The organism is Enterococcus sp. 7E2_DIV0204 (genome assembly GCF_002140855.1).
GTDB lineage: Bacteria > Bacillota > Bacilli > Lactobacillales > Enterococcaceae > Enterococcus_L > Enterococcus_L lemimoniae.
This window is the reverse complement of the sequence record NZ_NGKY01000003.1, coordinates 140,968-166,444: the sequence shown is the minus strand read 5'-3', so window position 1 is coordinate 166,444 and position 25,477 is coordinate 140,968. Positions and strand designations below refer to the sequence as shown.

Below are 25,477 nucleotides of genomic sequence, written 5' to 3'. Positions count from 1 at the left end.
GTGAAGAAATGAACTTTTTTTCAAAAGAGCGTCAAACGAAAGGAAAACGGAACAGGCGAAAAAATTATGAAGAGGCGAAACAATCGCCTCTTCGTCATTTAGCACGAAAAGACCTTTTATGGGGCTTAAATATAGGGTTGTTTCTGCTTGTCACTTTCTTATTGAACGTTGTATTTACTAAAATTTATGTTTCTTCTCAAAACGGTGGTCTGCTAACGGGGATCAGTACGCCAATATCCAAGCTCTCATTTTTGAATTATGGGAGTATTTTTTATTATCCAATAGTCTATGTACTCTTAATTGGCTTATATATTGGTCTTGCAATAAAAGGAACCTATGACTTCTATAACGGGGTTGTATCGTTGGAAGAGGAATATGTTCAGGGAACACTAGAGTGGGAAGAAGAGGAAAACCTACTGAATCAATATTATGCGGTTCCTGTACACCCGTTATGTGAAGGTGAAGACTATTTTGAGGGGAAAGGTGGCTTTCCTATTAGTCGTGTTCCATATGCATTGAGTGAGCGAGTTCGACAACAAGAATCAGTAGAAGTAGACAAACCTATCGAAAGTATCCCTTTGTTCGAAGAATCGTCATTAGCGAAAGAAAAAATCAAGTTAAAAACAAGTGATCTTACTACTGAAAGTTTGGAATCGTTAATGGCCAAAGCAAGAGAGCAACATGGACATGCAGCTGTGCCAAAAGGGAAACACGTAATCAAGCTATACGATGAGCTGACGATTCCTGAAGCCAAACCAAAAGAGTTTTATTACTTAATTGCTCAAGAGCCGTCAAATTCGATTATATTAGCCATTACACGTGGGGGAAAGGACGTATACTTCATTAATCCGTTTCTTGATATTTTATCAAGAGCGGAACGAATAGAGGATCGTCCTTCTTTCGTTATGACTGCCACAAAAGGGGATGAACCACGGATGTGGTATGACACACTGCGCAAACGTGATTATATTGTTCGAATTTGTAATACTGTTCGTCAGTATTATTCTGATCCGTATAATCCACTGTCCGTTGTCTATAACTTTTATAAGAAGTATGTCACCTTAAAGAAAACGAACAAACATGAAAGCAGCCGTTTTTTAGCTGAAGCAGAGAATGCGTTAAAAAGTAGTGCTTTAACATTCTTTCAAGGAAAAGGGAATCAAAAAGACGGTGATTTTTGGATAAAGGCATGTCATAACTTGTTTATGGCAACAGGACTAGCGATCGCAGATCAAGCGGTCCGACAAGATGAACAAGTTAAGTTTAATCCCTATGCGATCTATAACGTAGTAAATGAGATGTTAAATATTCGTATTTCGCAAGATACCCCTGAGTACCTGGACAGACTGACAACTGATCCAATTGAAAAAAATAAATTATTAAAAAAATATGATGGTAAAACAGCACTGGATACGTTCTTTTTAGAATTACCAATGACGCACCCAGCTCGAAAATATTACTATGCTATTTTGGCGAGTGCGCCAGCAGAAGTAACGTTAGGGAACGTTGTTACTCATTTTGATGGGGATATGGAACCATTTCTGAATGAAGCGAATGCGAAAATGTCAGCTACAGACGATGGATTCGATTTTGAAGACATTGGGTTTGGTGATAAGCCTGTGGCATGTTTTATTGTTATGAGCCAGTCAGAAAAAGGAAACAATGCCCTGGGCATGTTGTACTTAGAACAGACTTATCTAGTGAATGAGAAACGCTGCACATTAGAAACACCGTCACGAACGTACCGAGATATTCACTACATTATTCAAGAAGCTGGTAATTTGGGTATGGGTGTGGCAAATCTAGCAAATAAATGGACGTCAGGATTAGGACAAGGCTTATTTTTCCACCTGGTATTGCAAGACTTAGAGCAACTGACCGAATTGTATTCTGAACCAGTGAAAAAGACGATTGTAGGGAATACAGGGAACTTGATGTATATTCGTTCAGGTTCTTTGGAGACGAATAAGTATTTAGCGGAACGTTTAGGAAAACGTTCAAACTATTCTAAAACGAGACATAGACAGAGTCCGTCAAGCACCAAGACGTCAGAGACAGAGAGTTCCGAACGGATCGAATTGATGTATGCGTCAGAACTCGAACGGTTGAAAAAATCAGAAACGGTAGTTTTACGTCTATCTCATGTAGATGATCTGGATGGAGAGCCGATTTATCAGTATCCGATTTATAACAGCATAGGTTCTGATTCTAATATGATGCCGTTTTATGAGTATCGAAACAATAAAGTACTTTCTTGGGAAGAAATACCGGTAAACAATGAGTTTATGAATTTGGAAATGGAAGATTTACTTATTACATTACAAGGGGTGCAGAAAGAAGAAAAAAGAACAACGCCTTCTTTAGTAATGGATCAAACAACAAGAACAAAAGCATACAGCAATCAGGAATCTTTGTTTGACTCATTACCAGAAACCATTTCTTCCCCTGTAGAATTACGTTCCAAGAAAGAGAAAAGAGGTGATTCAGAAGTGTCACAATTAGCTCTATTTACAACGAATGAGATGAAACTAGCTTATGATGAAGCAAAGAAAAAAGAGCTACAAACTAAGCAAGAGTGGTATCAAACTTTATTGTCTGTTTTTCCAACAGGTGCAGAAAGTCAATTAGTAAAGGACTATTTCACCTCTGATGAACGGACGAAATTAAATATTGTTCTAAGGATTACGCACTTAAGAGATAAAGTCGTAATGAAAGAGTTTAAGACAATCATTGAAAATCAAACGATTCATTCCATGCTCTCTTTTTTAGCTTCAAATGAAAAAAATGGACTTTGTCAGAATATGTTCCAAAAAATTGAAGAAATGAGAGGGGGAACTCTTTCATGAATGAAGATGAAATTTTAGCGATCCTACTGAAGTTTGCAGAATATCTTCAAATAGGAGATATGACACAAAATATACTCCGTTCACTAGGGATGATGCTTGTAAAAGGTTTGATCTGGTTTGTGGACACCATTACCGGAAACTTCACTCAAATATTAAGCGTGCTAAATTTCAGAAATAACGATGCTGTAACAGAGTTAATGGCTATGTTGCGACCAATTCAAAACCTACTCTTAGGGCTTGCCATATTGGCTGTAGGGGTTGTTTTGTATTTAGGGAAAAATGCGGAAATGAGAAATATTCCACTCAATGTTTTTCTGATTATCTGTACATTATCTATGTTACCTAATTTAGTTACACAAGGTGTTCGATTAACTGAAGCCATTGGAGGTGATGTTGTTGAAGACCAAGGTGGACTGGGATTTAAAACGTTTAAAACGAACACAGTCGATATCTATGAATTAGGAGCGAAAGGGTGGACAACAGATGAATTGGAAGAGAAAAACTATTTAGAAGATATCAATTTTTTTGATATTAATGAACGAATCACAGATCCTAAGAAAGTAGATCCTGATGGTGTTCTTGCTTATGAAGCAAGAAATAAGATTGGTGGTAAGGGGTATGAAGCAAAAAAAATCAAATCTTCCGATAGTGTATTAGACTTCTTTGTCAAACTAATGGTTGTACCGACCTATTATCGATGGCGAGTCTTTTGGATACCTGTGCTAATCACCTTAATTGCTTTAGCTGGTGCAACAGGGCTTTTTGTTATAAGGGCTGGACGGTTGGGTATAGAGATTGCTTTTAACTATATATGGGCAAATATTACCGCTTTTGCACATATTCGAGATTTACGGAAATTCAAGCAAGCTTGTTTTGAGATATTTATAGGCTTCATTACATTATCGTCATTAATGGTAATGTTTTATTTATATATTGCCTTTAATACTTATGTTAGCAATGGGAGTGAACATATTCTAGTGAAAGCTCTCTTGTATGTTGGTGGGGCATGGGTACTGTTTGACGGCCCCGCAATTATTCAAAAACAAGTAGGTGTAGATGCGGGACTATCTACTGCAGGCGGTGTTCTAGCAGGGATGGGCGCAGGAAAATTACTAGATGCTGGAAAAGGACTTGCTGAAACGGGAGTGAACGCTGCTGCAGGTGCAGGAGGTATATTTGCCGGAGCAATGCAAGAGTTGAAGGATCTACAACCCCCTTCTAGTAACAAAAAGGATGGAGATTTAGATGATATTTTCAAAGATGATGATTCAAATTCAGAAAAACCATCAGATTCAGAATCGTCTGAATCTGATAAAGAATCAGACGGAAAAGAAGGCGGTATTAATGATAAGTTAGAGAATGAATCTGACAATCCCTCAGAAGAATCGACTGAAAGTTCTTCTACACCAGATCAATCAGAGGATGATCCGAAAGGTCTTCCTGATTCTTCAGAAACAGACAACCAGTCTGATTCATTAGAAAATTCTTCAAATGAAAATGGCGTAAATGCCAATATGGAAGAACCAACAAATGATCCAGACGCTGGCTCTACGTCACCTATGAGTGAGTTGGAGTCACAAAGAAAGGATCAAAGTTCAACTACTGAAGATGGGTCTTCTAGTAAGAAACCTAACTCTGCAGAGAAAAAAGATTCTCCCGAAAAACCAGTAAAACCGAAAAATCCTATCGGTTCTTTTTTGAAAAAAGAGATAACAACACCAAAACATATGAAAAATAGTGGTGTAGGAAAAGTCATTGAATCTGGTAGTAAGGGAAATGCGCTTGGAAGAGATCTCGTGAAATATACAAGAGACCGGCAAGAGTACAAAAAATCAAAACGTGATTATGATACGTATAAGAAAAATAAGGGAAGTGATGAATGATGTTTGATATTCAAAAGGAAATAACGACACCTGTGAAGTTTTGGGGTAAATTGTTATTTATTGACGGTATTGGCGGGTTAGTGGCAATTACGTATTCTCTTGATTTATCTCAAAAAGCGTATCAACCCTTTCAAATTCCTTCAGTTATTTTTCTATTAGGAATGTATCTTTTTTGGGTATTTCCAAGTAAGGGAAATAAAGGGAAGCGGCACTATCACCGTCTTTTCTATCTTCTTTTTAGAAATAAACAAACCTATTTATCCGAGCCATTTATTTCTTTTGAGCAAGAGGAAGTCTATGATGAATCGATTGAGACAGAAGAAGAATTAGAACTATATGATGTATCGGAGGTGCCATAAAAAGAATGATTCTTATTGACGATCAAGAGGTAAAAGATGGATCGATTTCTAAAACAGAAAAGCCATTAATGAAAAAAAAGGAACAAGCCAAGAAAAAAGCAAAGATACCGAAAGTGAAAGGAAAGTCTATTTTAGACTTTCTTTCTTTTCGTCGAATTATTTCTGAGGATTGTATCGCTACAACCTATGGTGTGACCGATTATTTTGAAATGGAACAAGTAGCCGTTAAAAACGGCACAAAAGAAGATCGATCTACGGCCATTGAAGAATTTTGGGATTTTTTACGAATTATGGGGTTTGACTGTAAATTTGTTTGTACAAGTAATGCCACAGATATGACGGAAAACATTGAAAATGCGAAACGTCGTTTTGCCTTAACGGAAGCAATCGATACTCCTTATATCAAAGAAGAAAAGGAGTATGCTTTACACCAACTGGACTATATTAATAATAACTACATGACTGACGAAGTCTATTTACAGATTTTTGCGGATGATGAAAAGGAATTGAAAGAGGTTCAAGGAACAGTCCTATCGACAAATGGCACCTTTTTCAGAGTGAAACGTATTAGCATGGCGAGGAAAGTCAAGCTGCTGCACTCACTTCATAATATGGGCGATACGACCATAACAGGAACACCGTATACAGGGAATGATAAGGAAGGTAGACCAAAAGAAGCGCAACGTATCGTTGATAAAAAGGGCTATGATCCTATTTTTATTAGTCAAATTCAACCAATGGGAAATTTGAACACCAAAGACCCTCAAGTTATTCAAACTAATACTGGACATATTAAAACATTACATGTGACAGATTATAAACAAAAAGGGAATCCTCCTTTTTATGGGGATAACGTATTCAAATTTAGAAATACCACCTCAAGTATTGATATAAAAAATATTGATAAAACCGATGAGGAATTCACACGATCTCTGAATCGTTCTTTAGGCGAGTATGAAGATCGAGTCTATTCTAGTAAAGATAAAATTAGCCGAAAAAATGCTCAAAATGCCTACCAAGAGCTTGATAAAACGGTAGACACTATTTTAGAAGATGACGAAGCCGTAGATTTAATCCATGTGCGTATCTATTTGAATGAGCGGACAAAGGAAGCACTGGATGAAAAAGAAAAAGAAGTAAAAAATCGTTTGAAAAAATATGGGTTTCATGCGACTTGTTTTATTGATGAAGCAGAAGTTGAATATCGAGCGCTATTTGTTTCTTATTCAGAAAATCAAAAACAACGAAAACGCAAAGGGCAGGAAATACGTGCGTTATCATTAGCTGGCAGTTATTTTTTTAACTCTGCAAAACTGATTGATGCGAATGCATTGTACTCAGGTTATACGTTGTATGGCAACGGATTAGTCTTAATCAATCAATTTTTTAAAGACCGATCCAGAAAAAGTTATGGCGGGTTTTATGTAGGGAATCAAGGATTCGGAAAGTCTACAGAGATTAAAGCGACAGCGAAAAGTAATCGACTGTTAGGCAATAATACATTTATGTTTATGGTTTCAAATGAATCAGAAACGTTTGTAAAAGCGTCTGGAGGGCTTCATTTTGATGCCAGGGAACCACGAATTAATCCTTTGCAAATTTACCCTACAGACGTTGATATTCCAACGAATACGATTAAAGATAAGCAATCACTTGTCACCAATATTACAAAAATGAAAATCATACTATCTATGGCAGCTGATCTTACTCGAAGTGCAACAAATGCTAGCCAAAAGTATCTCACTCAATTTTACCATGAGTGGATTGACAACAAGCGATTAGCTATTGATGAAATTACGCAGTATGATCCAGAACAATATCCTTTATACAGTGACTTCAGAGAACGAATGAAGAAATTCCTAATAAGTGAAACAGAATCAACAGAAAAGACACTCATCAAAGATATTATCAATGGATTAGATATCATGATTGATTCCTATGGTGATATTTTTAACTCCTATACAGCATTTTCTTTAGCTGAGCAAAAACTAGTAGCATTTAACTTAGAAAGTTTGTTAAATATCCAGGATAGTGAAGTATACAATGCGCAGTACTTTAACTTATACAACATGGTTTACTCACATGCCGTTCGGATTGGGCAACAAGAAAAACACTTGTATTTGACGAATCAGAAAAGCGCACAAGATATCATATACACGGATATTGTCTCAGATGAGTTTCATAACCCGATTCGGTCGGAAAATATTGAGTTGTTAAAACAAATGGATCGAAACAATCGTGAAGGTCGTAAAATCTTTATTGGTCAGCATTATGCAGTACATGATATTAATGACTGTTTCCCTGATACAGATGCGAATGGAAACATGGGCCCGATTTCAAAAGCCGTTATGAATCTGTATAAATTATCTACGTACCGGTATATTTTCAGACAGGATTCTTCTTCATTACCTAACTTGGAACGTGTTTTTGGCAAAGAAGTGAGTAAATCCGATTTACAAGCCATTACAAAATTAGAGGAGGGGGAAGCTCACTTAAATATAAAAGGTACGCTTAATATCCCTTTCAAACGTGAAATTAGTAAGAAAGATAATAAAATATTTGAAGGGAGCATTTAAGATGAAAAAAATCCGGCTGAAAATAGATTGGAAGAAACTTAAAAATCAGTCAAAGCGTGTTGTATTGGGAAATCCGAATGAGAAAAGGGAGACAGGAAAAACAATGTATCTGTTTCTTTTTGTCGTGATGCTGTATATCGTATCAATGCTAGTCACATATGTATTTTAATACGAAAATTAAGGAGGATTATTTAAATATGAAAAAATTAGAGGTTGAAAATTTGCATGGAAGACTTTGTTCTAGTGTATCAATTGAACATTTCGATCCTTTTTATCAAAAAGCTTCATATGACTTTTTAGTGGCGATAATTGACTATATAGAGACTCAACATGAAGAAATAATTACTCAAGATAATGTATTTTCTAAATTAGTAAATTTTTGCACAGAAAGTAACAAGCGTGAAGAGTCAGGATATGAAATTTACAAAGAAAAACTGTCTAATAATCAGTCTAGGTCTTCGTTAGCATTATCTTATCTTTCTGAAAAAGCCTTGAGTGATGCCTACTCATTTCTTGTATCACTCATAATTGCAACAAAAGCTAATTCAGAAGAAAATAGTTAAAAATATAAAAATTTCAGGAGGTGTAATCTTGAAAAAACATGTATTTACAGAGAAACAGCTGACTTTTGCACGGCGAGCGAATATGTTTGAGTACATGCTTTATCGTGGCGAATCATTTGAGCAAGTAAGCGGAAAGACGTGGCAACATGAACAACATGATTCGTTGCGGGCTAATGATCAGACGGGGGTTGTTACATGGTTTTCGCAATATGACGAAAAGAAACAGGACAAATTGAGTTCGTTTGATAATTCTATTGAATTTTCTATGCGATTTTTCCAAGAACCTTATGAACAATCCGTGCAACAGCTGCTACACTTTCAAAGTGGAAAAAGTAAAGAGTATACCTATGAACGATCCCCTAAAAAAAGAGAAAAAGAACCATTTTCGATTGATAATTGGGTGTTTGGTGATACAGGTAAGTTATCACAAGCCAGTCGAGATTATTTACGCTCTCGCTTTATTTCTGATGATATGATCGATTGGTTTGAAAAGAACAATTACTTTAGTTCGGATTCTAAAAATAATATCCTGGTTAAATGGTACGAATTTGTGCCAGACGGACACCAAACACCTGTTGGTGCAGATGTGATGGGGATTTATCGTAAGCCAGTAGAAAAACGAATCAATAAAAAAGATTTATCCGATGAAAAATTAGATAGAGCAACATTTAAAGGAGTTTCCAATGGCAGTAAAACGTCAGGAGGCTTCTTTTTTGCTAGTTATACTACATTCAAAGAATCACCGAAGTTATTTGTTTATGAAGCACCATTAGAGGCACTTTCCTATGTAGAACTGTTTAAAGAACAAATACCAAGTGATACTTTTTTCCATTCAATGGCAGGGCTGAAATGGGAATCTGTAGAAGAACGAATTAGAGAGATCCAACAAGCTTATCCAGAAGATAAAAAAGTAACGGTAATTATGTGTGTGAATAATGATGAAAATGCAAAAGAGTTTTTAAAAAAAGTAAAAGAAATGCATGATTCTGATCCAGAAAATAAACAAACCTATGATTTAAAGGTACATTTACCTAAGATTGAGAATGGCGATTTCAATGAGCAATTGGAACTGAAGCAGACGGGTAAACTAGCTAGTCGAGAATTGAAAAAGAAAGAATATGAGCAAGCGAAAGCTATTCGCACAAGATTAGTTAATGAAACCCATACTCAAAAAGTGGAACAATCACAGCAGGTAACAGTCACATGAGAAACCTGAAAATAAAGCTTATTCTTATTGGTAGTACATTATTTCTTGGTTATATAGTGATTGCTGGTACTATATCGTCTTTAACTGCAACAACGTCAATGGAGCCAGAAGAACGATTTAGTGTATCTGCTTCTGGATTATCTCCTGAAGTGATTGCCTTGCGTCCGGATTTTTTGGATGCAATGAAAGAAGTCGGTATGCCCGAAAAATATATCGATTTATTACTAGCTATCTGTATGCAAGAAAGCGGCGGCCGTGTTGAAGACGTGATGCAGTCCAGTGAAAGTATGGGGCATAGCTTACCGAATCAAATAGACAAAAAAACAAGTATTAAACAGGGCGTAAAAGTCCTTTGGAACAATATAAAAGCGATTGGTGAGAAAAAGGTTGAAGAGAGCGAAGAACGTCTAAAAACAGCTGTACAAGCGTATAACTACGGTGGTGGTTTTATCTCATTCATGAAGCCTCATGATCATAAATATAGTAAGTCATTGGCGCAACAATTCTCTACTATGCAAGCGGCAATTCAAGGATGGGGAAGTTATGGTGATCCAGATTATATCGATCATGTGTGGCGCTATTTGAAAAAAGGAAATGGAAATGGTGCGGCCAACGTAACGGGTGATTTCAAAAAAATTCTTGATTCGATTTTACCGTTTGATGGTCAGCCTTATGTGTTTGGGGGGAAGAATCCAGCAATGGGTTTTGATTGTAGTGGAATCATTTCTTGGGCATATGCGCAACATGGGATTACCTTTCCTTCTTATACTGTGACACAATGGGAACAGTCTGTACCTGTAGAAAAATCAGAAGCAAAAGCCGGTGATTTAATTTTCTTTAGAGGGACATACGGCGCTCCTGATTTCATTTCTCATATTGAATTTTATATTGATGAAACAACGATGTATGGTAGTAATAGTAGTGGTGTGGGTTATCATAATCATACTGATCCATATTGGCAACAACACTTTGCAGGAATCCGTCGGCTAGTGAAATAACGCTGTTTTACCATACTGATAAATTGACAAAAGAGGGGAATCGTTGTATGCTACTAAGTGAATATAGTAGTAACAATTTGCACACCAAACCCCCTCACTCTGATCAGTGAGGGGGTTCTTTTTTGGCTTACGGTCGCTTTCATTTGTTCCGCTTATCAAGCCAAACTTTGAAGATCGCAAGGATTACTCCAACAATAAGCGGAGCAATCAACGTGGAATATAGTAATGACAAAGTTGCACACCTCCTTTCTACGAAAAACGTATCGCTAGAAAGGAAAGCGACCAGTACTAAGTGTACCAGATTCCCCTTTAAAATACAGTAGAAAATCACCTAGTTAAACGATAAATTTTGCGAAGAAACAATCAAAAACATACTAATCCAACTGAATATAGGAGGCAATCTATGAACAAAAAGAGCATTCTTTTGATCGGTTTGTCACTCATGATTGGGACGTGTCTAGGTATTATAGGCATGTCTCTTTTTGTACCTCGGCAACCACTTAAGGAACAAAAAACAATCGTTCAAACGTCAACTGAATCTACTGAGGGTTCAAGAAAGGTCAGAGAACCAGAGGAGCTTCAAAAAGTAGAAGGAAACACAGAGAATCAAAAAGAGTTTGATGCGTTAACGGAACTGAGTACTGAGTTTATTTCGGTATTTTATCGAAATACTTCAGAACAAACCTTTGAAGAAAAGTCAAAAGAACTTCAACCATTCTTATCTGAAATTGGGAAAAAGAATTTGTTAAAAGCATATGATTACCAAGAAGGAACAGATATAGCAACTACCGCACCCGTGACGGCGAAAACATATGTGAATTTTGACTCTGTCACAGGTGAAGCAGTCGTCATGGCTTTTATGATCTATCAAACAAAATATGAAGAGAATCCACCTGTAAATGCTCAAACAATAGTACGGATTGTTTGTACTAAAAATAAAGAGAATCAATGGCAGATTGATGATTCTGAACTACGTTTATTGAATCAACCAATGCCGAATAGTTATTATGCAACGTGAGGGGAATAGCGGATGAAAGTAGGATCAATTTTACCTAAAGGATTAACTGATCGTTTGTCGTCACTTGGTAAAAAGGGTGAAGCAATAGTCTATTATGTAATGCTTTTTTTAACCGTTTCTGGACTTGTTTTTATCGTATCTAGTCGTCAGATATTTGGTGATGACAGTCCAATAATTGATGCAGGAACAGGGAAAAAAAGTGCTCAATCTGTCGGTTCTTCTGAAGTGACAGTGATTGAAAAACAAATGAACCCAAAAACAAGATATGGTGAAGTGCTACTTCGAATAGAACAGCCTGTCACACAAGTGGGCATAAAGTATGAAACGGTCGTCGGAGAGAACGCAACGAAGCAATTAGTGACTTCTAAAATGACCAACATTCATGATCAATATTACTTGATTCAACTCGAAAACATTCCTACAAAATGGAAACAATTAGTCGTTGATTTTGGGTACACGTCAAAAGAAAAACCACAAATTAATATGAATTATTTGACCGATAATGTGGAGGATATTTTAAAAGACCGTCAAGAAAAAACAGAACAAGTGACCTTTATTTTTGATTACAGAAAAATGGCGGAATCAACAGATGTTAAACCGAAATCAACAAATCAATATATTATAAAAGTGACGTCTTTAGAATTAAGCAATGTCGAAAAATTAATGAAGAAAGCGGCGGAAAATCGTTCTTCTTTTGAAAAAGAAATTCGTTTATTGAATGAAAAAATGGAAGAATTAGAACAGAAAAAATCTTATGAAACAAAGGAACAAATTAAGCAATTGGATCAGGAAATTAACAGAGTTAAGTCAGAAATCAATTCATACAACCAAGCGATTGTAGAACTAGATAAGCAAACAGATTCACTTGAAGAAAAGAAACAAAAGCTGATCGAGCGAAATCGAAAATCTACGTATGAAACAGAAGAAAGTAACTAGGGGTCGGATGGGGCGAATCGATGGGGGTCGAGTTACGCCCTATTGGGGGTCATATGGGGCGAAAGTCGGGCGAATTTGGGGCGAAACTAGGGGTCGAATGGGGCGAATTACCAGAATCTTTCCGGAATGGGTTTCCCTTGCACTGCAAGGGCCGGGAGCTTGTCTCCCGACGAAACCCCTTATGCTCTTACAACAAACAGGAACGAATAAGTGAGTGCTAAGAACAAACAGATTGAAATGAGGTGGCTAAAAGGGATGCCAAGAGTAGAAGTGAGCTACGATACACAGGAAATACCGAACAGATTAACATTAATGGCAAAGAAAAAAGGATACAAAAGCAGAGAGGAATATCTGAGAGATGTATTAACAAAAGTAGCCTACGAGGAATACGAATCAGAAGCGTCTGCTTTGTATCGTCAGTCATTGGAAAAAGTCGTTCAAGGGCTACAAGCTGTCTATAATACGCTTCTGTTGAATGCCGAGTTGGGCTTGTTGAAAATGCCAACAGAAAAAATTGAACGGGAGGAATCAAGCGATGGCAAAAACAAAGCGTAACTATTACATGGAAGAAGAAGTCCACGATGCCATTTCACGATTATCAGATGAGAAAAAGAAATCAAATGGAGACATGATTGCCGACTTAGTCGATTTGTATGAGAAGGGAGAACTACTTCGGACGAAAGTAGAAGCCGAGCAACTATCGCTATTACGTTCAATGAAAAAAATGGTATCTGAGCTTCACGTCAGCCAAGAAATCGAATTGAACGTGTTGAATACCATGTGTGAGATCAACGGCTATGAAAACTTTGTCTCGTTAGAAGAACAAAAATCTTTTGCTTTGTCTGAGGCAGAGAAGTTCGTATCTGATCGAAACCATAGAGAGATCATTCGACAATTGGAACAAGCAAAAGCGAATGGAACAAGTGAATGAGTAAGAAGACGGCAGGGCTTATTATGACGGGTGTGTTCGTTATGCCTCACGCTGATACGTACGATGAATATATTGATTACATGGGTAGGTCTGAAGCTGTACGAAATGAAAATTTTGATAAGTTCAATGCGTTCGAAGATGTCGATGGTGTAAACGTGATTGATGGTGCCGGAGAAAGTCAATTTGAACGGTACACTGATTACATGTCTAATCCAGAAAAAACAAAGTCGCTATTCAACCAGCGATACGATCGTATGCCAATCGAAGATGTGCAGTATACAAAAAAATATTTCATGGAAGGACAGGATAATGGCTCACCATTGTGGCAACTCGTCTTTAGCTTTCGTAATGATTGGTTAGCAGAACAAGGATTAATGGATCAATCAAAACATGAAGTCAATGAAGCAAAAATATATGATGCCACCCGTTCAGCGATGAAGCAAATTGTTGATAAAGCGGAACTCAATGCAGAATGGTTGGGCAGTATTCATTTCAATACGAAACATATTCATGTTCATGTTGGGATGGTTGAGAGAAATCCAACTCGTGAATGGATCTACTACAAGGATGAAAAGAATCCTGAAAATACTGGTTGGCAGTTCAAAGGAAAGTTAAAAATCAATCATATTAATTCAGCGAAAAGTAAGTTCGTAAATGAGCTGTTGAACATGCAGCATGAACTCATAAAGGTAGACGATCAGATGAAAAGTTTAACGACTACTGCAAAAGCAAATGTGCCAAAACTGAAGGAACAACTTTTCCGTCAATCGGTCCAAGAGTTACAGCTGAAGCTACCAACGAATAAACGACGTTGGACATATGGTTATGCGAAAGGGCAAAAATTTAAACCTGAGATTGATCGTGTCGTGACACTATACTTGAATACCTATGCGAAAGAGGAACTAGAATCGTTTATTCAACGTGTTCAGCCAATCAGTAATACGTATGAAGAGGCATACGGGAACCCCAAAAATGAGCCAACCTACCTAGAGAATAAATTGTATGGAAAGAACGGATTGTATCATACGTTGGGAAACGTTGTGTTAAATGAGTTAAAAGAAATTTCCAAGAAACAAAGCAATCAAGAATCTAAAGAGCGCTTCACATTAGAGGATCTAAAACAACTAGAACAAGAAGAGCGATGTGTTCGGAGTGAACTGCCAAGTCCAGAGGATCTATTTGGATCAGAGGACATTGATGAATACGAATACTACATGACAAACTTATTGCAAGGCGAACCACCTGAAGTACAAGAAGAATTTAACTCTGACGAACTGTATCAAGCATTAAACCAATATGAAGCACTGGCATTGGATGAACCGCTTATTAAAGGCGTACTAGATAAACTGAAAGCAGACCTTCTTGCTAGAACACCAACCAATGAAGAAATTAGAGAAAAGCTGTTTGCGCTCGATGAAGAGGAAAAACGTTCAATAGAAAAACGAGGTGTTGTCGTTCGTGAAGAGGGACATGCAGAACCCGTTCAGCTGGTTAAGAATGAAACGATCAAAGGCTATCTCGCCGTTCCTAGTTCTTCGGCAGATGTTCTGATTGTTGGACAAGAGAAAAGTAAATCAGAATTACCCAAGCAGAAACAAAAGCAAGAACATAATATTAATTCCTTTTCTCGAAAAAATAGAGAAGGGATACTTGAACAAAATCCTAATGCTACATTTATCTATGGCGAAAATCAGTGGCGCCTGGCAGGCAAAGATATTATTGATTCAGAACGATCACGCCCTATTATTATTCATGCGCCAGTATTTGAGGGAGAAGGGGAGCATAAACGATTGGCTGGCTTTGTTCCTGTACCGATGTATGATGTTTCCCAAACGAAAACTGCAGAAAAAAAAGCATTTGTTTATAGAAATCAAGAGGGTGTTCAGATTGAAGGAAATCGATATGTTAAAGGTAGTCAAGGTGGACATAGTTCTTCAGATCCAAATGCATTCGATCGTCAATTAAAACAAATGATGAATAAACTGGAAAACGCAACTCAGAGATACTTGAATGAAAAAGCATTCAAAGAAATGGAATATCAACAAACTTTATCATAAGGAGGATCAATTTGATGATGCCTAAAGAGTTATCAAAAAAAATTGATGAATTAAAACCAAAATATACGCATTGTGAGAAATGCGGAGAAGACTTGAATGAGTTCGAAATCACTCAAAATTATTGTATTTATTGTTATGAAATTTTAGCCCAAGAATGGGAAGATCGATTACTAGATGACCATACTAGGAAATAAAAGTAGTGATCAATGTGAAATTTAATTCTTGATATATAATTAAATTATGTTAACATGTACGAAAGGGTATGTTTGTTTTATGAAGACAATGAGCGATGTTCTATCTTATTTTGAACATAGCTTTCAACTGTTGAATAATCGGTATTTTCAGGGCTTTTTACCGAAAACAGTTGTGACGGTTCAAAGCACACTAAAAAGTTATGGACACGCCAGTGTTCAAAAAATATGGTCAGGACCTACTGAACATTATTATGAAATCAATATGAGTGCCGATTACCTAGATCGAGATCCAGAAGATATTGTAGCGACACTTCTTCATGAAATGATTCATGTGTATTGTCGTGAACAAGAAATTGCTGAAATCAGTCGAAATGGCACCTATCATAACAAACGTTTTAAACTAGAATGCGAAAAAAGAGATTTATTTGTTGAAAAAATGGACCAATATGGATGGGCAGCCACGTCTGCTACGCCAGCTTTTCAAACATTTATAAAAGAGAATCAATTAGATCAACAGCTTCCGCTAGTTCGAACAACACGAACGAAAAAGAAAACGGCTAGTCAAAAAAAGCAAAGTAGTCGAAAATATGTCTGCCCGTCTTGTGAAACGATTATTCGGGCTACGTCTGAAGTCAATGTGATCTGTGGTAAATGCCACGCACAATTTTTAATAGAAAATTGAAAGTTAACTTCAAAAAGGAGGTCATACAGTGATACCAAATCAAACTGTGAAAGATATTTATAGAGAGGTCGCTACAAAGTTAACGACGAGTGAAGAACATTGGAAAGAATTTCTTTCTCTAACTAGTAAATTAACGAATCAGTCATATGCAGACATGTTACTGATTTATCACCAGAATACAGAAGCAGAAAATGTGCAGACTGTTCAAGAATGGATGAAACAAGGGCGAACACTCAAAGAGGATGCTTCAGGGATCACACTATTTATCAAAAAGGATGATTCCTATCAAGCAACTCAAGTATATGATGTATCAGAAATTCAAGGGCAGCCAACTCTTGCTACTAATGTTTTTGATTCTGATAAGTACAATGTAGAAACTATTCGCCAGATGTATCAGGAAACATTCAATGTAGAATTAACGGATGCAGTACTTGATACAGCTTTGGCTGAATTAATAGATTATGGGGTTTCGTACTATGTGGATCAAGATCCTTCTGGCATAATAGAGAAGAATCTAGTGTTTATAGAAGAATCTATTGCTTATTCGATTGGATCAGCTTTGCCTTCTTTAAATCAACCGACTGATCCTTATTTTTATAAAGCTATAGCCCCTTCGGTCATTGGGATGGAATTAAATGTCATAGGGACTGTTGTATCCAATGTTTCCCAACGCTTAGTGAATCATTTAGTAGAAATAAAAACAGCCATTATCAAAAAGGAGGAAGAAAAACATGAACAAACAGAACATTCAATTCTCGAACGACAAACAGGACGATCGTCCACTAGGGGACTACGGGAAGATGGCCAACCTTTATCTAGAGGAGAATCAATCCTTTCTTCACGTAACACTGATGATGGAAGGCGAACTGATGAATTATCTTCACAGAGCGGAGGACAAAGCGATAGAGGAAGAAATTCATTTGACGAAAGAAGCACTCAAGAAGTATCCGTACCCGAGCGAAGCGAATCCACTGCAAAGAGAGAAACACCTACAAGTGTTGATCAGTCAAGTGAGAGAAGTAGTGAGGGAACACATGATTCAAAATCTGAACAATTAATAATCAAATCACAGGGGGAGAAGAACCAGGAGACTGGATCTTCTCCTCTTTCTGCTTCAGTAGAAACAACAGATCAACTATCACAAAACTATGTGGAAGATATATTTAAACAAGTCTTGAGAAGAGGATCGAATATTGTCGATGGAAAATATAGAATACGAGAATTTTATGATCGTCAAGTAAGTACAAGTGATCGTGCTTCTTTATTAAGAGAAGAGTACGGTGTAGGTGGCTATGGGTCCTCGGATATGCCTACAGTAATGTATGATCGTAAAGGAATTTCCATTTATTATGTCAGTAACGAACCAAAAGTTTTTTCTTGGAAAGTGATCGAAAAAGAAATTGGAAACTTGATCACCAATGATGATTATTTTACGAATGATCAGAAAAAAGAGTATTTTGAGCGATTCTTGAGAGAAAAAATGCTTAGTAGGCAAGATTTAGAAGATGTATTAGTAGAACTGTCTTCAAGCTTACCGATTGCTGAATTAAGAAGCGTTAATCGTGAAAGTACAATAAATAAACTCGTTTTTGAACAGGAAGCCTTCTCAAAAAAAGTGAATGGAAAAGTTCTTTTTTCAAAAAAAGGGCTTAGCATTATCACATTGAATAATCAAAAAGAGTTCTTTTTCAAATGGGAGGATATTAGTAATAGGCTTGAGAAGCTTCCACTAAAAAAAGAGACTAGTTCTAGCTCTGAATCAGAAGAACTCTCTTTATTTGATTTTGTAGAAGAATCCAGCATACCTACTATTCCAATTGAAACGCAAGAACGAGAAAACGTGAATGCTAGAAGAAATTACTACAATTCTAATGAGTCACATAACCAGTATAGCGACAAGAAACGTGAGAAGTTTCAGGACAACATTCAAGCAATTCGTTTAGTCAATGAATTAGAGCGTGACAATCAACAAGCTACACGTGAACAACAGGCAATTCTCGCAAGATATAGTGGTTGGGGCGGCCTTCAAGAAGCATTTGATGAACGAAATACTTCCTGGCATGAAGCATTTACGACTTTAAAGGAGCTACTACCAGAAAATGACTATTTAGATGCTCGTAAGTCTGTTTTAACTGCTTTTTATACACCAAACGAAGTTATTCAAGAAATGTATACAGCACTTGGAATGATTGGTGATTTTTCAACTAAGACTGTTTTAGATGCAGGCATGGGAACAGGTAATTTCTTCATGAATTTACCTGATAACTTACAAAGAATGCATAAAATTGGGATTGAAATTGATCCTATTACTAGCAAGATAGCAAAACAGCTATTTCCTGAAGCGCAGATTCATGCAACAGGCTATGAATCTGTTGAATTGGCAGAGAAAGTGGATCTTGTTGTGGGAAATGTTCCGTTTAATGATATTTCAGTTCGTGATAAGAAATACGATTCTTTTAATTTTCGTATACATGATTACTTTCTAGCCAAGTCTGTAGATTCACTCAAAGAAAATGGTGTCATGATGGTAATCACGTCAAGCTCAACGTTAGATAAGAAAAACAGTAAAGCACGTGAATATCTTGCGAAACGAGCAAATTTGATTGGCGCTGTTCGTTTGCCAAAAACAGCGTTCAAACAAACAGCGGGAACGGAAGTTATTTCAGATATCCTAATTTTTCAAAAAAAATCTCTAAAAGAAATGACTGAAGTAACGGAAATGCCGAGTTGGGTCACTTCTTCAAAACACTCTGATTACGATGGACTATTTATGAATAATTATTTCATAGAACACCCTGAAGCTATTTTAGGAACCATTTCAATCAAAAATTTTCATGGTCAGACGTTGGATGTTTTACCTACAGAAGTACCGTTACGTGTGCAATTAAGTCGTCATTTTAAAGAAAAATTTGAAGTAAAAGAATTTAAACAAACGAAAGCAGATTATACAACAAAAATGATAGCAGCAAGAAAACCAGAAATGGTTTTATCACCTGAAGAAATAACGTTACCAGATAATAGCCGTAGTTATTCTTTCTTGAAAGTTGGACAATCGATTGTTTATCACAGACGGGAAAATGATTTTGATGTTATTCCAAAGGGAAGAAAAAAGAATAAAATTTCGAAGATGATTGCAGTTAAAGAAGCATTAAACGAAGTAATCGCTATTCAACAGAGAAAATACGAAGAATCAGAATTGAATGTAGCGCTACGCAACCTAAATACAACGTATGATTCTTTTGTATCTTCTTTCGGGAATTTTAATGATAAACAAAATATGAGAGACTTACGGATAGATGATCAGTTTCCTTTGTTGATGTCAGTAGAGAAAGAAAAAGATAATACGTATGTGAAGCAGGATATTTTTTTTAAAGCAACAATTCGACCAACTTTAGAGATTACGTCAGTGGATTCTGCTGCTAAAGGGTTACAGCTGTCTTTAGCGAAACAGGGGAAAGTAGATTTCGATTATATTCAGCGGATTTACCCTAACAAAGACAAAGAGGAGATCTTAGCTGAGTTAGGGAACAGCGTATTTTTAAACCCTAGAAAAATTGAGTCATTAGGCTATTTCAATGCTTGGGAATCAGCTGATGACTATTTGACTGGGGAAGTGAAAGAAAAGTTATCAGTCGCTAAAATTGCATATGAGCGAGCAGAAGATCCAGTCCAAAAGGAACGATATAAACAGAATGTAGCTGCGTTAGAACAAGCACAACCTGAACCGTTGCAAGCAGGGGATATTGATTTTCAGATAGGTTCTACTTGGATTCCAACAGAATACTACAATCAGTTTCTCTATGAATTGTTAGAAGTTCCTGAAAATATACAAGGAACAGGTATTAAGAATGTATATATTGAGAAAGTGACTTTTAATTCTTCATGGAAGATACATGGCTATTTTCGGAGTAGCACAGAGGTACTGCTGACACAAACATATGGAACTGGACGTAAGAATGCTTATGAATTAATTGAAAACTCATTAAATCTTCAAAAAGCAAAAGTGACTGACCAGGTTTATGATCCTGATTTAGGAAAATATAAGTATATATTAAATCCGGAAGAAACAATGCTAGCGAGAGAAAAACAAGAAGAGATTGAATCACTTTTTCATGAATGGCTATTTTCTGATACTGAGCGACGAACAACGCTAGTGTCTATTTACAATGAGAAATTCAATACCATTGTTCCTCGATCGTATGATGGAAGAAACCTTATATTTGATGACATGAATTTAAAAATGGAACTACGGGAACATCAAAAAAATGTGATCGCTCGTATTCTATATTCCGGTAAAGCTTTAATGGCACATGAAGTAGGTGCCGGAAAGACAGCAGCCATGTTATCTGCTGGAATGTATCTCAAGCAGAATAACTTAATCCATAAACCATTGTATGTGGTTCCTAACCATTTGACGGAGCAATGGGGGAAAGAAATTTTAACTTTTTATCCGTCCGCAAAAGTATTGGTTACAACGAAAAAAGATTTTGAAAAGACAAATCGAAATGCATTTGTATCAAAAATTGCGACAGGCGATTATGATGCAATTATCATTGGACATAGTCAGTTTGAACGTATTCCTTTGAGTAAAGAACGACAAATAGCGAATCTTAATGCGCAACTTTCGGAAACTTTAAAAGCTGTTATGGAAGCGAAAGCCGCTGATGATAAGTCCTTTACAGTGAAGCAAATTGAAAAATATAGAGAAACATTAAAAAATAAATTAGATAAGCTTAAGAATCAAGAGAAGAAAGACGATTTATTAACGTTTGAACAGTTAGGAGTAGATTTTCTATTTGTAGATGAAGCGCACGCTTATAAAAACTTGTTTGTTTATACCAAGATGACGAATGTTGCTGGAGTAGGGAAATCTAATAGTCAACGTGCGACAGATATGTTGGATAAAGTCCGATATATCCAAGAAAAGCATGAAGGAAAAAATGTTGTCTTTGCGACAGGAACACCAATATCGAACTCTATGAGTGAGATGTATGTGATGCAGCATTTCTTACAGCCGGAAGAATTACTAAGAAGAGGATTGACGAATTTTGATGCCTGGGCGTCGACGTTTGGCCAGGTTGTCTCTTCCCTAGAAATTACGCCTGAAGCAAGTGGCTATCGGATCAGGGATCGATTTAAGAAATTTCATAATCTTCCAGAATTGATGAAGACCTTTAACCTTGTGGCGGATATACAAACTGCAGATATGTTAAATCTACCTGTACCAGAACTGAAGACGGGAAACGTTCAAACAGTTGTAGCAGAGAAAAGTCCTTTTCAGAATAATATGATGGATGATTTTGTTATTCGATCTGAAAAGATTCGCACTGGAAGTGTTGATCCACATATTGATAATATGTTGAAATTGACACATGAAGCCAAACTTATGGCCATTGACAGCCGATTAATTGATGATACTCAGCCACGTGATCCAGAGTCGAAAATTAGTTTATGTTGTGATCGTGTTTATGCAATATGGGAAAGAACAAAAGAAAATCGATCCACTCAAATGATTTTTTCAGATGCTGGAACACCAAAAAAAGATATGTTTAATGTTTATGATGAGATTAAAGATCAGCTGAGGGAAAAAGGAATACCAGAAAATGAAATAGCATTTATTCACGATGCCAAAACAGATGCACAACGTGATGCTCTGTTTGAAAAAATGAAATCTGGCGAAATACGAGTACTGTTAGGAAGTACACAAAAATTAGGTACAGGTACAAATGTGCAGCACAAATTAATTGCAGCACACCATATAGACTGTCCGTGGAAACCTTCTGATTTAACGCAACGTGAAGGTAGAATTTTGCGACAAGGAAATGAAAACAAAGAAGTAGAAATTTTTCGGTATATTACGAAAGGGACGTTTGACAGCTATTTATGGCAAATTCAAGAACAAAAACTAACCTATATTTCTCAAGTAATGACAGGTAAGAGTATTTCTCGTTCATGTGAGGATCTCGATGAAACTGTATTGAGTGCTAGTGAAGTGAAAGCCGTAGCCACTGAGAATCCATTGTTAGCAGAAAAAATGACAATCGATAATGAAGTGACCCGTCTACAATTATTACGTTCACGGTGGGATAGTCAACGCAGTAAGTTAGACAATGATATTCGAATCACCTATCCGAATAAGTTAGCAAAGCTGAACAATGAGTTATCAATGCATACAAAAGATTTAGCTGTTCTTGCCAACAATCCAGAAGAGCCATTTTCAATTACAATCAAAGGAAAAGTCTTTGAAGAACGCAAATCTGCTTTTGAAGAGATTAATGCCATTGTACAGTTAGCTCCTAGTGGCGTTGAAACAGATTGTGGTGAGTATCGTGGATTGAAGGTTAGAGTTCAACGAAATGATTATGTAGAGGATCGTTTGATCCTTTCAGGGAATAAAGACTATGTCACGACCTTTACTCCACAAACGGGCATTGGAAACATTGCACGTCTAGTTCATTTACCAACCCGTGTGGAAGAATTGGTCGATCTAACGACAAAAGAAATAACTGAAACTGAAAAACAGATTCAGCAAGCCAAGCTAGAGGTTGAGAAGCCTTTTTCAAAACAAGAAGAATTAAATGAAAAAGTAGCAAGGCAGCGGCAAGTGACGAAACAAATTGAATTAGATACGTTGAGACAAGCACCAAAAATCATTAAACAAGCGGAAAAAAGCCTATAAAAAGAGTGTGGGACAATAATCAGGAAAAAATCTGATTATTGCCCCACTTTTTTTGATTTTAGGGTACACAAAAAGCACGCCAACCTGTAAGATTAAAGTGACGAAACCCAATCGAAAAAGGAGCGTGCTTTATGTTTAAAAATTATACCATCAACCAAACGATTTTACCACTAGATATGGAACAATATATTCCAGAAACAGATGTCGCTTTTGCGGTTAATGCTCTGATTGAAGCAATCCCACACACACTTTTCAATCAGCTGGAACAACAATTAGGCCGACCGGCCTATCACCCTAAGATGATGTTAAAAATCATTTTATACGCGTATACCCAACGAGTATTTTCTGGTCGAAGAATTGAGTTTCTCTTAGAGGATAGCTATCGTATGCGTTGGTTAGCTAATCATGAACAGGTGAGTTATCGAACCATTAATCGATTCAGAAGTCACAAAACGACTGCCCAGCTCCTAGCTGAAGCTTTTGTTTTGTTTCGGCGTCAACTGATTACCCATCAAATCATCGATAATGAAGCCATTTTTATTGATGGAACCAAAATAGAAGCAGATGCCAACAAGTTCAGCTTTGTTTGGCGTAAAGCAACGACACGTTATGAAAAATTATTAGATGAAAAATCAGAGATATTCTATCAAACGCTTTATCAAGAAGAAGTCCTCCCATGCTTGAAAGAAGAAAACCAATCCGACGGATTGACAAGTGACCAACTGGAAGAAGCTGCGAATCATTTAGAGGCTGAACTTCATGAAGTAGAGGCGCAATTGCCCAATGAAAAGCAAAAAGAAAAACAAAGTCAATTAAAGAGAAAAAGTAGAACCTATAGAAAATATCTGCGAAAAATCCAAGCAGATTACCTACCGAGAAAACAAAAATATGAAGCCTACAACCAACTGTTTCAAGAACGAAACAGCTTTTCTAAAACAGATACAGATGCCACTTTTATGCGAATGAAAGACGACTACATGCGCAATGGTCAGCTAAAGCCAGGCTACAATTTACAAATCGCAACAGAAAATCAGTATGTCTTGGCTTATGATCTATTCCCAAATCCAACAGACACAAAAACCTTAAATCCGTTCTTAGACAGCTTTTTAGAGCAACACAATGAATTACCTGAATATATTGTGGCGGATGCCGGTTATGGTAGTGAAGAAAATTATATGTATATCAGCGACATTTTGCATAAAACGCCCCTGATTACCTATGGGAGTTATCATAAAGAAAAGAAAAAGAACTACAGAGCCAACCCTTTTATCGTTGAAAACTGGCGCTATCTTGAAAAAGAAGATACATACATTTGCCCTGCCCATCGGGCAGTAACCTTCAAACAATATAGCCGAAGAAAAGATAAGACTGGATTTGTACGTGACTTCAAAATTTACGAATGTGAAAATTGTCGAAGCTGCCCCGTTCGTAGTCAATGTACGAAAGCAAAAGGCGATCGGAAGCGACAAATTTTAGTGAATAATACCTGGCGTTACTTCAAAGCAGAATGTAAGAAGAAGCTTTTAGAGGAAAAAACCGGTTCGATTTATCGAAAACGAAAAATCGATGTCGAACCAGTGTTTGGCCATCTAAAGGCTCAATTGGCGTTCCATCGTTTCCACTTAAGAGGGAAACAAGGAGCAAAGATTGACATTGGCTTGGCACTCATGGCATTAAATCTAAGAAAAATAGGGAAATATATGGAGAAAAAGACATCTATAATAGAAAAAATAAGCTCAATTTTGACATTAACCATCAAAATCGAGCTTATTTTCTTTCAGAGAGAGGGCTATTGTCCCACTCTCCTTTCAATACGTTTTTTCTTTTGTGTTTACCGTAGCTAATTGCTTCACTTTTTAAAAAGAGATTAATCTTTCCCCGTCCTTCTCCTTTTGAGAAAAAGGGTGCAAACCAATGTTCACGAACGGATTGCTTTAATCCATGTTCAGATTGATCTGTATACTCTAATACTTCATGTTTCGTTAATAGATTTTCCTTTAGCCAGGTCTGAAACTCTTTTCTGTTCTGTGTCATAAGTGAAAAGAGTAGTTGATCTACTTCTTCTGAGGAGTATTGCTTTTCCGTCATATCCTAGTCTCCTATGATTAAATTTAAGTCATTCTAACATATGCGTATGGATATGTAAAATACAGTACGTTATTACTAAAAAGAAAAAAGAACTCACGATTGTGGGTTCTTATTTTTTGTTTATTTGTCTTTTTGTTTTTGCATACTCTTTTAAATCCTCAATATGATATAAGCGTATTGTTGCACGTTGTCCATGTTTGATTTCAAAGAAGGGGATGATTAAACCAAGTTTTACAGATTGATCAAATCCTCCTTGAGACTGTCCTGTGATTTTAGCACCTTCAGTTTTATCAACTGTGTAGCGTTGCAAGTATTCTTGAACGTTCTGTTTATCCAAGTTTTTCATGGGAATGCCTCTTTTCAATATTCTTAACATAGTATACTTTTTTATGTTAAAATCGTCAAATATACTATAAATAATATACTAAGTATGGTATAATATTGTTAAGGAATCAAAGAG

The 25,477-nt window shown here is 36.6% G+C and carries 21 protein-coding genes; 18 read left to right on the top strand and 3 right to left on the bottom strand.

From position 1 onward, the window contains the following. Positions 1-8 precede the first annotated feature (8 nt). Genes A5819_RS17800 through A5819_RS17770 form a run of 8 tightly spaced genes read left to right on the top strand, consistent with a single transcriptional unit; the run spans position 9 to position 10,432 of the window. Positions 9-2,846 carry a type IV secretory system conjugative DNA transfer family protein gene (locus A5819_RS17800; RefSeq protein WP_086282171.1) on the top strand — a complete coding sequence of 946 codons (2,838 nt, stop codon included), beginning with the start codon at positions 9-11 and terminating at the stop codon, positions 2,844-2,846. Further along, a complete protein-coding gene (locus tag A5819_RS17795) occupies positions 2,843-4,729 on the top strand; it encodes a pLS20_p028 family conjugation system transmembrane protein (protein WP_086282173.1) in 1,887 nt (628 codons plus the stop codon). The genes A5819_RS17800 and A5819_RS17795 overlap by 4 nt, the downstream gene beginning before the upstream one ends. Next, complete coding sequence (locus tag A5819_RS17790) at positions 4,726-5,088, top strand: DUF5592 family protein (RefSeq protein WP_254907339.1); 363 nt, start codon at positions 4,726-4,728, stop codon at positions 5,086-5,088. The genes A5819_RS17795 and A5819_RS17790 overlap by 4 nt, the downstream gene beginning before the upstream one ends. 5 nt (positions 5,089-5,093) lie before the next feature. Continuing rightward, positions 5,094-7,664 carry a conjugal transfer protein TraE gene (locus tag A5819_RS17785; protein ID WP_254907338.1) on the top strand — a complete coding sequence of 857 codons (2,571 nt, stop codon included), beginning with the start codon at positions 5,094-5,096 and terminating at the stop codon, positions 7,662-7,664. Position 7,665: 1 nt separating this feature from the next. Continuing rightward, complete coding sequence (locus tag A5819_RS19420; protein WP_176271507.1) at positions 7,666-7,833, top strand: hypothetical protein; 168 nt, start codon at positions 7,666-7,668, stop codon at positions 7,831-7,833. Positions 7,834-7,861: 28 nt separating this feature from the next. Beyond that, a complete protein-coding gene (locus tag A5819_RS17780; protein WP_086282175.1) occupies positions 7,862-8,227 on the top strand; it encodes a hypothetical protein in 366 nt (121 codons plus the stop codon). A gap of 28 nt (positions 8,228-8,255) precedes the next feature. Then, complete coding sequence (locus A5819_RS17775) at positions 8,256-9,434, top strand: toprim domain-containing protein (protein ID WP_086282178.1); 1,179 nt, start codon at positions 8,256-8,258, stop codon at positions 9,432-9,434. Further along, positions 9,431-10,432 carry a bifunctional lytic transglycosylase/C40 family peptidase gene (locus A5819_RS17770; protein ID WP_086282179.1) on the top strand — a complete coding sequence of 334 codons (1,002 nt, stop codon included), beginning with the start codon at positions 9,431-9,433 and terminating at the stop codon, positions 10,430-10,432. The genes A5819_RS17775 and A5819_RS17770 overlap by 4 nt, the downstream gene beginning before the upstream one ends. A gap of 139 nt (positions 10,433-10,571) precedes the next feature. On the opposite strand, the gene A5819_RS19965 is transcribed toward A5819_RS17770, so the two are convergent. Then, complete coding sequence (locus A5819_RS19965) at positions 10,572-10,763, bottom strand: type I toxin-antitoxin system Fst family toxin (protein WP_254907337.1); 192 nt, start codon at positions 10,761-10,763, stop codon at positions 10,572-10,574. Positions 10,764-10,835: 72 nt separating this feature from the next. Between A5819_RS19965 and A5819_RS17765 the strand changes: the two genes are divergently transcribed. The 10 genes from A5819_RS17765 to A5819_RS17715 all read left to right on the top strand — a co-directional run bounded on the left by A5819_RS17765 (position 10,836) and on the right by A5819_RS17715 (position 24,773). Then, positions 10,836-11,450 (top strand): hypothetical protein, encoded by a 615-nt coding sequence (locus A5819_RS17765; RefSeq protein WP_086282181.1) that lies wholly within the window; start codon positions 10,836-10,838, stop codon positions 11,448-11,450. Positions 11,451-11,462: 12 nt separating this feature from the next. Continuing rightward, on the top strand, positions 11,463-12,386 hold the full coding sequence (locus tag A5819_RS17760) for a hypothetical protein (protein ID WP_086282183.1): 924 nt from the start codon (positions 11,463-11,465) through the stop codon (positions 12,384-12,386). 255 nt (positions 12,387-12,641) lie between these two features. Next, positions 12,642-12,941, top strand: coding sequence for a hypothetical protein (locus A5819_RS17750; RefSeq protein WP_086282187.1), 300 nt, complete (start codon positions 12,642-12,644; stop codon positions 12,939-12,941). Next, positions 12,922-13,317 (top strand): hypothetical protein, encoded by a 396-nt coding sequence (locus A5819_RS17745; RefSeq protein WP_086282189.1) that lies wholly within the window; start codon positions 12,922-12,924, stop codon positions 13,315-13,317. The genes A5819_RS17750 and A5819_RS17745 overlap by 20 nt, the downstream gene beginning before the upstream one ends. Further along, positions 13,314-15,374, top strand: a complete 2,061-nt coding sequence (gene mobP2 / locus A5819_RS17740) for a MobP2 family relaxase (protein ID WP_086282191.1) — start codon at positions 13,314-13,316, stop codon at positions 15,372-15,374. The genes A5819_RS17745 and mobP2 overlap by 4 nt, the downstream gene beginning before the upstream one ends. A 14-nt stretch (positions 15,375-15,388) precedes the next feature. After that, entirely contained in the window at positions 15,389-15,568 is a 180-nt protein-coding gene (locus A5819_RS17735; protein ID WP_086282193.1) for a hypothetical protein, read from the top strand. Positions 15,569-15,647: 79 nt separating this feature from the next. Continuing rightward, positions 15,648-16,250, top strand: coding sequence for a SprT-like domain-containing protein (locus tag A5819_RS17730; RefSeq protein WP_176271506.1), 603 nt, complete (start codon positions 15,648-15,650; stop codon positions 16,248-16,250). A gap of 731 nt (positions 16,251-16,981) precedes the next feature. After that, positions 16,982-17,308 (top strand): TnpV protein, encoded by a 327-nt coding sequence (locus A5819_RS20175; RefSeq protein WP_086282196.1) that lies wholly within the window; start codon positions 16,982-16,984, stop codon positions 17,306-17,308. Between the two features lie 248 nt (positions 17,309-17,556). Further along, positions 17,557-22,929 (top strand): SNF2-related protein, encoded by a 5,373-nt coding sequence (locus tag A5819_RS17720; RefSeq protein ID WP_086282208.1) that lies wholly within the window; start codon positions 17,557-17,559, stop codon positions 22,927-22,929. Positions 22,930-23,060: 131 nt separating this feature from the next. Then, positions 23,061-24,773: an IS1182 family transposase gene (locus tag A5819_RS17715; protein WP_086353081.1), complete on the top strand. Its 1,713-nt coding sequence runs from the start codon at positions 23,061-23,063 to the stop codon at positions 24,771-24,773. Here the strand turns inward: A5819_RS17715 and A5819_RS19545 are convergent. Further along, positions 24,697-25,017 (bottom strand): hypothetical protein, encoded by a 321-nt coding sequence (locus A5819_RS19545; protein WP_254907335.1) that lies wholly within the window; start codon positions 25,015-25,017, stop codon positions 24,697-24,699. The genes A5819_RS17715 and A5819_RS19545 overlap by 77 nt on opposite strands. Positions 25,018-25,126: 109 nt before the next feature. Further along, entirely contained in the window at positions 25,127-25,363 is a 237-nt protein-coding gene (locus A5819_RS17705) for a hypothetical protein (protein WP_086282198.1), read from the bottom strand. Positions 25,364-25,477: the final 114 nt, after the last annotated feature.